This window comes from Nocardia veterana NBRC 100344 (genome assembly GCF_000308855.1).
GTDB classification, from domain to species: Bacteria; Actinomycetota; Actinomycetes; order Mycobacteriales; family Mycobacteriaceae; genus Nocardia; species Nocardia veterana.
The window spans coordinates 1-8,976 of sequence record NZ_BAGM01000133.1; the positions used below are offsets into that span (position 1 = coordinate 1).

Sequence of the window (8,976 nt, forward strand, 5' to 3'; positions counted from 1 at the left end):
ACTGATCCTGAGCGCCTCGATGTTCCCGGTGGTCGTGCTGGTCACGCCGCTGTTCCAGCTGTTCACCGATATCGGCTGGATCGGCCACTACCAGGCCATGATCATCCCGAACATCTCGTTCGTGCTGCCGATGACCGTCTACATCCTGGCCTCGTTCTTCTCGGAGCTGCCCTGGGAGCTGGAGGAGGCGGCCCGCATCGACGGCGCTAGCCGATTCCAGGCCTTCCGGCTCGTCATGCTTCCGCTGGCCGCGCCGGCGGTGTTCACCACGGCGATTCTGGCGTTCATCGCCGCGGTCAACGAGTACCTGCTGGCCAGTCTGCTGTCGGCGGACCGCACCGAACCGGTGACCGTCGCGATCGCGCGGTTCTCCGGGAACGATCCGCTCGTCCAGCCCTATGCCGCGATCATGGCGGCCGGCGTCATCGTGACGGTGCCGCTGGTGATCATGGTGCTGCTGTTCCAGCGCCGCATCATCTCGGGCCTCACCGCCGGTGGCGTGAAGTCCTGATCGATCGGACCGCTAGGCGGCCACGGTATCCGTACCGAGGTGCTTGTGGATCTCGGCGGGTGAACCGGTGTAGTGCAGCGTGCGCAGTCCGAGCGAGGCGGCGGCGCGGCAGTTGTCGGCCCGATCGTCGATGAACAGGACCCGGCCGGCATCGCGAACGCCGGTGGCCGCCAGCGCGTTTCGATAGGTGTCCGGGTGCGGTTTGTTCATCCCGAGCCGCGCCGAGTAGAGCGCATCGGTCATCAGGGTGCGCCAGTCGGAGGCGTCGAGGGCATCGCTCACCGGATGCGGCGCGTTGGAGAGCAGCACCATCGGCAGATCCGCCCGGCGGGCCTGGTCGAGCAGTGTCACCACCCGGCGGTCGGTCCGCGTCCACAACGCGGTGTCGACGGTCCGCAGCCGGGTGAGCAGGGCCGGCTCGGGGCGCCGGCCGAGCACGGCGGACCAGAAGTCGGTGTCGTCGAACTCGCCGGAATCGTAGGGCTCACGGGCGCTCCAGAAGGCGCTTTGGAACAGGCCCAGGTCTTCGGTGTCCCAACCCGCGAGTTCGGCCAGCCGCTTCCACATGGGAACCGTCGGCTGCAGGCCGATGACTCCGTTGTAATCGAAGATGACCGCGTCGATGTCGGTGGTCCGGTGCGAGGAAGTGCTTACCACTGGTTCTCCAAGGCTCGATGAGACAGGGCAGCCACGCCTGCGGCGAGCAGGGCGGGCAGCATGAGGGCCACCGGGAGGGTGGTCACGGTGGCCAGCGCGCCGATCAGCGCCGGCCCCGCCAGCAGACCCAGATATCCGGTGACGGCGACGGCCGCGGCGGCCCGCGGGCCGCCGGTACCGGCCGCACTGAACAGGGACGGAACGACGACGGCGAGACCGAGGCCGAACAGCGCCCAGCCGGTCAGCGCGAGGGGCACGGCGTTGCTCACCAGACCCGCGAGCAATCCGGCGGAGGCCAGAATCGCGCCCGCCCGAACAACTTTCGGCGCGCCGAAGCGGGCGGTAGCCCGGTCACCGCACAGCCGGCCGCAGGCCATGGCCGCGCTGTAGGCGGCATAGGCGGCGGCAGCGGTCGCGGTGGCGGCGTGCATACCGGTGAGGTGCACCGCCGACCAATCGGCGGCCGCACCCTCACCGAGCAGGCACGCCGCCGCCAGCAAACCCAACAGCCAGATCCGGGACCGCGAGACAGCCGGCGTGAGCGGCGCCCCGTCCGTCCCGGTCTCGGGCACCGGCGATCCGACACAGCCCGCGGCGGGAGCCACGGCGAGCGTCGCGATCACCACGGCGGCCGCGGTGGCACCGAAGACGGCGCTGTGTGATCGGTGCGCGGCCACCACGGCGATCAGGGCGCCCGCGAGCGCGCCGAGACTGTAGGCCGCGTGGAAACCGGACATGATGGGCCGGCCGTACGCCCGCTGACAACGCACGGCGGCGGCGTTCGCCGCCACGTCCAGAACGCCGTGCGGCTCCGAAGCACAGTGCCGCGGCAGCGACCCCGGCCGGGACCGAGCAGCCGCCCAGCAAGGCGAGACTTGCGGCGAGACCGATTCCGCCGCAGGTCAGGAGCATCGAAAGCCGTGCCGGGGAGGCGAGGCGGCCGCCCACGTACAGGCCGGCGACCATACCGACGGCCGCCGCGAGCAGTACCCCGGCCAGCCCGGCGGTGCCGAGCCCGGCAGCCGCCTGGACGGCCGGAATCCGCGTCCCCCAAACGGCCATCACCACGCCGAGGCCGGCGAAATACCCGGTCAGCACGGCGCGGCTCTGCACGACGGTATCGGGCCGAGCCGGTGCGCGATTCGAAGGCATCGCGAGGGTGCGTGTCATGAAAACTCCATCGGCGCCGCCCCCGCTCCCGGATCGGGACACGCGGGTGGTGGCAGATATGACGATCCCGCCTCGTTCGTCGGACGAACAGGCGCACGGAGTGGACAGAGGGAAATTCGAGAACGGGCGAATGAGAAACGCGACGTTGCGAGCAAAACGGAAGCTACCAGGCAGTTTGTCGGCCGACCATCCGAGCGGAGGCTTGGTGCCGCAGTTCACAAAATGCAGTCGTGAGGTCTGATTCGGCCGTATCCGTTTCGGTAACCCCACTGTTGTCGGCACGTCGCACAGCTGTTGCCGACGCACTGGTCGGGCAGCGCGCCACGAAGGTTGCCGTCACGGTTATTCAGGTCACACTCGGCGCGCAGACGGCCGGTCGGATGTCGTTTTCCACCGCTATCGCGATTTACTGACCGATAGCTGTTCTGGTCGACTCCGGACGAGCGCCGTAGGCTGGTCGGGATCGTTGTTTCTCGTGTCGGTTCACCGGCGCACCGGGAGGAGATGATCGTGAGCTCGACCCGCAAGCCGCGGCGCGGCCGGCCGAAAACGGCGCCCTATGCCTCGGTTGCCGGGTGGAGGCAACTCGACGGGGTGTCGCGGCCGACCAGCGGTCGACCCCGTCGCCGCGAGAAGCCCGCCGACGCGGGCGAGCGCACACCTCGCACCCGCGGGCAGCGAATCCGCCGGCTGCTGCTGGCGCTGTTCCTGATCTTCGTGGCGGTGCCGTCGTTGTTGCTGGTGCTGGCCTACTGGAGTGCCGAGGTACCCGATCCCAGCGCGGTGCAGACCAATCAGATCGCCACCGTCACCGCCGCCGACGGCACCACCGTGCTCGCGAAAGTCGTTCCGCCCGAAGGGAACCGGACCCCGGTTCCGCTCGCGGAGGTTCCGCAGACCATGCGCGATGCCATGCTCTCGGCCGAGGACCGCGACTTCTACCGCAACCCGGGCTTCTCCGCGACGGCCTTCCTACGGGCGGCCCGCGACAACGTGCTCGGCCGCGACGACGCCGGCGGCGGGTCCACGATCACCCAGCAGTATGTGAAGAACGCCTTCCTCAGCTCGGAACGCACCTTGTCGCGGAAGATGCGAGAACTGGTCATCTCGGCGAAGATGGCGCGGCGGTGGAGCAAAGACGACATTCTGGCGGCCTATCTCAACACGATCTATTACGGGCGCGACGCGTACGGAATCGCGGCGGCGGCACGCGCCTACTTCGACAAGCCGGTCTCACAGTTGACGCTGGCCGAGGGCGCGGTGCTGGCCGCGGTCGTGCGCACCCCCTCGATCCTCGATCCGGAAACGCATCCGGACCAGCTCAAAGCCCGCTGGAACTATGTGCTCGACGGCATGGTCGGCATGGGGGTGCTACCGCTCGGCGAACGCGACAAGGTGCAGTTCCCGACCATCGCGCCCGCACCCAAACCGGATGACGATGCCGCGCGCGGCCCGGCCGGCCTGATCCGCACCCAGGTGCTGAAGGAACTGCGCTCGGCGGGGATCAGCGATCAGGAGATCAATACCGGGGCGCTGCAGATCGTCACCACGATCGACGCCAAGGCACAGCAGGCGGCGCTGGACGCGGTGCACCGCACCCTGGACGGGCAGCCGCCGCAGCTGCGGAGTGCGGTGGTGTCGATCGATCCGCGCTCCGGCGCGGTACGGGCCTACTACGGCGGTGAGGACGGGGTCGGCTACGACTTCGCGCAGGCGCCGCTGCAGACGGGTTCGTCGTTCAAGACGTTCGCCATGTTGGCCGCCCTGCAGCAGGGTTTCACGCTGACCTCGCAATTGGACAGTTCGCCGGTCATGGTGAACGGGGTGCGGGTGACGAATGTCGAGGGCGAATCGTGTGGGACCTGCAGTCTGGCCGAGGCGTTCAAGCGGTCGCTGAACACCAGCTTCATCCGGCTCACCGAGGCGATCGGACCGCGAGCCGTGGCCGATGCCGCCCATCAGGCCGGAATTCCGACTCAGCTGCCGGGCGTCCCCGGCACGACGCTGAGCGAGCCCGACGGTAATCCCGCGCCGTCGATCGTGCTCGGCGTGTACTCGGTCCGGCCCATCGATATGGCCTCCGCCTACGCGACCATCGCGGCCGGCGGCACCTATCACCAGCCGTATTTCGTGCAGCGCGTGGTGGCCGGCGACGGCCGGGTGCTGCTCGATCGCGGTTCGCCCGGCGTGGGCAGCCCGTTGCCGGCCCCGCAGCAGCGTTTCCCGCGCGGTGTCACCGACACGACCACCAAGGCGATGCAACCGATCCCCGGCTATTCGAACGGCCACAACCTGGCCGGCCGGCCCTCGGCGGCCAAGACCGGGACCACTCAGCTCGGTGATACCGGCGAGAACAAGGATGCGTGGATGATCGGTTTCACGCCCTCGCTGTCCACCGCGGTCTGGGTGGGAAGTGATCAGCCGCAGGCGATTCGGACCGCGGGCGGCGGCGCGATCTACGGTTCCGGGCTGCCCTCCGACATCTGGAAACGAACCATGGACGGGGCCTTGGCCGGTACGCCGGTCGAGCAGTTCGCGAATCCGGATCCCAGCGCGGCGGCCGGCCCGTTCGCGGCGCCACCCCCGGCTTCCGGACCGTTCGCCGGTCCGGAACCACAACCCGCGGCGCCGCAGCCGACCGGGCAGGCGCCGTTCGACATCCTGCAGCCGCCACAGCAGCAGCAGCAGGAACCCCAGGCGCCGCCGGTGATCATCATTCCCCCCGCGCCGCCGCCACCCCCGCCGCCCCCGCCGCCGCGGCAGGTGGAGATCTTTCCGGGCTTGACGGTGCCGGTGCCGGGATGACCGGCCGATCCGGCATGCTGTGAAGAATCGAATCGTTGTTATCCGGCCATCACCCAGCACACGCCGATAGGGTGGAACGGGGTCGAATCACGAGACATTAGGGGCGACACGGGTGGATTTCAATGTCGTTGAGCGCCACGAGACACTGGTGGCGGGCACGGTGCTACGCAGCCCGGCGCTGGCGGTCGAGGGACCGCGCCGGCAGAAGGTGGAGGAGGCGTGGAAGCGGACTCTGGCGCGTCGGTTACCCGGCCCGCCGGCGACGGCCTATGTCGATCACGCGCCCGAAATCGGTTCGTATCTGACCCATATCGTGGGCTATCGCTGCGAGAGCCTGGACGACCTGCAGCCGGGTGATGTGCTGGCCCGGGTGCCCGCCGGAAAGTTCGCCCGGTTCCTGCGCACCGGCGACAATCTCGGCGACACCATCGTCTCGATCTGGCGCGCCGTCTGGGATCTGGAGGCGGCGGGGGCCCTGGTCCGCGCCTACACCGGCGATTTCGAGCACTATCCGGACGCACGTACCGTCGAGGTGTTCGTCGCGTTGCAGGGCGATTCGGTGAACAGCAGTGTGGCACAAGCTATTTCCACCGGCGAGAGCGACAGGTAGGGACTCGTGGACTTCGAAATCGTCACCCTGGAGCCGAGCCTGGTCGGCGGGCTCACGGTCCCGCTGGCCGGGCGCGAGGTGACCGCCCGGGATCTGGATCTGGTGAATTTCACCTGGGACCGCTACCTGTCGCGGGAGAAGAACGTCCCGCGCGTCGCCGCCTACATCGGCCAGGACGACCACGCGGTCGCGGTCCTCGGCTACGAACTCGGCGGACTCGACGAACTCGACACCGGCGACGTGATCACCCGCATCCCCGCGGGCCGCTACGCCAAATTCGTCGTCTCCGACAAGCCGTACGACCTGCTCCGCACCGCCTGGGCCAAGGTCGCCAAGGCCGAGAGCGCCGGCACCATCACCCGCTCCCACACCGCGGAGATCGAACGCTACACCGGCCCGACCTCGGTCGAGGTGTACGTGTCACTGGACTGAGTCCGAGCAAGCCACCGAAAAGGGCTGGGCCCCACGGGAATCCCGTGGGGCCCAGCCCTTTTCGATCCATCGTCCGTAGCGCCCGGCAGCATCGCCGCGGTCCGGCGCCTACCCGCTGTTGCGCGATGTCCGAACCCCGAGCGATCGGTCACTCAGCCAGCCCCGCACGGGCCGACCTCGAGGAGGCCCCGTTCGCGGCCGGCTCGCCGATGCGGTGCCGTGGTGCACGCGACGAAGGAGCAAGCCACGGCACCGCATCGGCGAGCCCCAGGGGCCGCGAACCCGCCGAGCGGAGCGAGGCCAACTATTCAGCCAAACTATTCAGCCGAATTACTCAGCGCCGATGATGAACGCTTCCAGCTGGGCGCGCGCGACGTCGTCGGCGAGCTGCTTCGGCGGGGACTTCATCAGGTAGGCCGAGGCCGGGATGACCGGGCCGCCGATGCCGCGGTCCTTGGCGATCTTGGCCGCGCGCACCGCGTCGATGATGATGCCGGCGGAGTTCGGCGAGTCCCACACCTCGAGCTTGTACTCCAGGTTCAGCGGCACGTCACCGAAGGCGCGACCCTCGAGCCGCACGTAGGCCCACTTGCGGTCGTCGAGCCAGCCGACGTGGTCGGAGGGGCCGATGTGCACGTCGTTGGCGCCCAGTTCCTTCTTCAGGTTGCTGGTGACGGCCTGGGTCTTGGAGATCTTCTTGGACTCCAGGCGCTCGCGCTCGAGCATGTTCTTGAAGTCCATGTTGCCGCCGACGTTGAGCTGCATGGTGCGGTCCAGCTGCACGCCGCGGTCCTCGAACAGCTTGGCCATCACGCGGTGGGTGATGGTCGCGCCGACCTGAGACTTGATGTCGTCACCGACGATCGGCACACCGGCGTCCACGAACTTCTGCGCCCAGGCGGGGTCGGAGGCGATGAAGACGGGCAGCGCGTTCACGAATGCGACGTTGGCGTCGATGGCACACTGCGCGTAGAACTTGTCCGCATCTTCCGAGCCGACCGGCAGGTACGAAACCAGCACATCGACCTTGGCGTCCTTCAGTGCCTGCACGACGTCGACCGGCTCCGCCTCGGAGACCTCGATGGTCTGCGCGTAGTACTTGCCGATGCCGTCGAGGGTCGGACCCCGCTGGACGGTGACGCCGGTGGGCGGCACGTCGGAGATCTTGATGGTGTTGTTCTCGCTGGCGAAGATCGCATCGGACAGGTCGAAACCGACCTTCTTCGCGTCGACGTCGAACGCCGCGACGAACTTCACATCGCGCACGTGGTACTGGCCGAACTTGACGTGCATCAGGCCGGGCACGGTCGCGTTCTCATCCGCATCCTTGTAGTACTGCACGCCCTGGACCAGCGAGGAGGCGCAGTTACCCACGCCAACGATCGCGACGCGAATCTCGGTATCGGATACGGCGCCCTCGCCGGTGGCAGCCGGATTGACATCACTCATGGCCGACATTTCCCTCTTTCTGTGGTGCCGCCTTCATTGATTGCTCCGCTGCAATCAACTCGTTGAGCCAGCGCACTTCACGCTCGCTTGATTCGAGACCGAGTTGATGGAGTTGGCGGGTGTAACGGTCCAGCGTTCCGCTGGCCCGCTTGATCGCCTCCCGCAGTCCCTCTCGGCGCTCCTCGACCTGACGTCGTCTGCCCTCGAGAATCCGCATCCGCGCCTCGGCGGGAGTGCGGCTGAAGAAGGCGAGATGAACGCCGAAGCCGTCATCGGTGTAGTTCTGCGGACCGGTATCGGCGAGCAGTTCACCGAACCGCTCTCTACCGGCGTCGGTCAGTTGGTAGACCCGGCGGGCCCGGCGGGTGACCGCGCCGGCCGGACTCTCCTCGGCGATCAGACCGTCGGTCTGCATGCGCCGCAGCGTCGGGTACAGCGACCCGTAGGAGAAGGCCCGGAACGGTCCCAACAGGCCCGTCAACCGTTTGCGCAGCTCGTAGCCGTGCATGGGTGACTCCAGGAGCAGCCCGAGAATCGCTAGTTCGAGCACCGGGCCTCACCTCCTGACTCTATTGAACAGACCTAACCGATGGATGCGATTACAAACTATATCGGAGCGATATAGTAGGCGATACCGAACGTGGGCCTTCTCTCGGCGGCATGCCGTGTCACCGCCAACGCAAGTACTCTGGGATCCGTGCGAATTCAGCGGCAGGTGGTCGACTATGCGCTCCGGCGCAGGTCGCTGCTGGCCGATGTCTATGCGGGCCGCGTGGACGTCGCCGAGGTATGTGATGCGAATCCGTATCTACTGCGGGCGGCGAAATTCCACGGGCGGGGGAGCGAGGTCACATGTCCGATCTGCCGAAGAGAGCAGCTCACCCTCGTATCGTGGGTCTACGGCGACGGTCTGGGACCGGTAGCGGGATCGGCCCGTACCCCCGAGGAATTGGTGCGGCTGGCCGAGACTCGCGAGGAGTTCTCGGTGCACGTGGTCGAGGTGTGCCGGACCTGCAGTTGGAATCATCTGGTGCAGTCCTATGTGCTGGGGCATACCCCGGCACCACGGCGTCGTCGTAGCGGCGCTCGCAGGACCGCCGCCGAATGACGGGCACACTCGACTGATATGCGGAGCGGTTCCCATACCGGCCCACGTCGGTCGAGCGCGCCCGCACCGAGCTATCCGGACCGTATCGAGTTATGGAGATCCAGGCTGTGACTTCGCCTTACGACGATGGACCGAACGGCGGTCGACCGCGCGGCCCGCAATCCGGGCCCGGTGGTTATCCGCCGCGTCCGGCCGGCGGGACCCCGCCCGGTGCCCGACCGCTACCGCCGCGTC

The 8,976-nt window shown here is 67.9% G+C and carries 9 protein-coding genes; 5 read left to right on the forward strand and 4 right to left on the reverse strand.

Annotation, left to right across the window (positions count from 1 at the left end):
- The coding region (locus ON37_RS25680; protein WP_040722924.1) for a carbohydrate ABC transporter permease at window positions 1-511 on the forward strand (511 nt) is incomplete at its 5' end.
- Between the two features lie 12 nt (window positions 512-523).
- On the opposite strand, the gene ON37_RS25685 is transcribed toward ON37_RS25680, so the two are convergent.
- Both ON37_RS25685 and ON37_RS25690 read right to left on the reverse strand, forming a co-directional pair.
- A complete protein-coding gene (locus ON37_RS25685) occupies window positions 524-1,168 on the reverse strand; it encodes an HAD family hydrolase (RefSeq protein WP_040722925.1) in 645 nt (214 codons plus the stop codon).
- On the reverse strand, window positions 1,162-1,959 hold the full coding sequence (locus ON37_RS25690) for an MFS transporter (protein WP_210741300.1): 798 nt from the start codon (window positions 1,957-1,959) through the stop codon (window positions 1,162-1,164). The genes ON37_RS25685 and ON37_RS25690 overlap by 7 nt, the downstream gene beginning before the upstream one ends.
- 883 nt (window positions 1,960-2,842) lie before the next feature.
- Between ON37_RS25690 and ON37_RS25695 the strand changes: the two genes are divergently transcribed.
- The 3 genes from ON37_RS25695 to ON37_RS25705 all read left to right on the forward strand — a co-directional run bounded on the left by ON37_RS25695 (window position 2,843) and on the right by ON37_RS25705 (window position 6,185).
- Window positions 2,843-5,143, forward strand: coding sequence for a transglycosylase domain-containing protein (locus tag ON37_RS25695; protein ID WP_040722926.1), 2,301 nt, complete (start codon window positions 2,843-2,845; stop codon window positions 5,141-5,143).
- Window positions 5,144-5,255: 112 nt separating this feature from the next.
- Window positions 5,256-5,753, forward strand: a complete 498-nt coding sequence (locus tag ON37_RS25700; RefSeq protein ID WP_040722927.1) for a GyrI-like domain-containing protein — start codon at window positions 5,256-5,258, stop codon at window positions 5,751-5,753.
- Window positions 5,754-5,759: 6 nt separating this feature from the next.
- Entirely contained in the window at window positions 5,760-6,185 is a 426-nt protein-coding gene (locus ON37_RS25705) for a GyrI-like domain-containing protein (protein ID WP_030514164.1), read from the forward strand.
- Window positions 6,186-6,515: 330 nt separating this feature from the next.
- Here the strand turns inward: ON37_RS25705 and ON37_RS25710 are convergent, their stop codons facing one another.
- Both ON37_RS25710 and ON37_RS25715 read right to left on the reverse strand, forming a co-directional pair.
- Window positions 6,516-7,634, reverse strand: a complete 1,119-nt coding sequence (locus ON37_RS25710) for an inositol-3-phosphate synthase (protein WP_040722928.1) — start codon at window positions 7,632-7,634, stop codon at window positions 6,516-6,518.
- Window positions 7,627-8,184 carry a PadR family transcriptional regulator gene (locus ON37_RS25715; protein WP_040722929.1) on the reverse strand — a complete coding sequence of 186 codons (558 nt, stop codon included), beginning with the start codon at window positions 8,182-8,184 and terminating at the stop codon, window positions 7,627-7,629. The genes ON37_RS25710 and ON37_RS25715 overlap by 8 nt, the downstream gene beginning before the upstream one ends.
- A gap of 147 nt (window positions 8,185-8,331) precedes the next feature.
- Between ON37_RS25715 and ON37_RS25720 the strand changes: the two genes are divergently transcribed.
- The gene (locus ON37_RS25720; protein ID WP_168441222.1) at window positions 8,332-8,742 is read left to right on the forward strand and encodes a DUF5318 domain-containing protein; all 411 of its coding nucleotides are present in this window, start codon (window positions 8,332-8,334) and stop codon (window positions 8,740-8,742) included.
- Window positions 8,743-8,976: the final 234 nt, after the last annotated feature.